This is a genomic window from Hyphobacterium sp. SN044 (assembly GCF_021864465.1).
Lineage (GTDB): Bacteria > Pseudomonadota > Alphaproteobacteria > Caulobacterales > Maricaulaceae > Hyphobacterium.
The window spans coordinates 1-281 of sequence record NZ_JAKKUV010000053.1 but is presented as its reverse complement, the minus strand read 5'-3'; the positions used below and the strand labels follow the sequence as shown (position 1 = coordinate 281).

Annotated in this window: 1 pseudogene; it reads left to right on the top strand. The window is 45.2% G+C overall.

What is annotated here, in order from left to right:
* Nucleotides 1-281: pseudogene (locus L5876_RS14625) on the top strand (EF-hand domain-containing protein); the annotation flags it as partial.

Genomic DNA, 281 nt, shown 5'->3' with positions numbered 1-281 from the left:
AACGGATTGCTGACATCGTCCATTATAGTTGCCTCCATTGATGAACAAAGAAATGACCCGGAGTTCAAGGAGACGTATGTCAAAGTGTGTGAAGATTTTTTTGGTGTTCTGGATGTCAGTGGCGACGGCTATCTAAGCGAAGAGGAATACAACCGAGCTTGGGTTGGAATCGGTGTTTCGGATGCCAACTTTGTACACAGTGCCTTTGAATATTTGGATGTCAGCGAGGATGGACAGCTGAGCATAAACGAGTATACTTCTGGTCTGTTGGCGTATCTTAC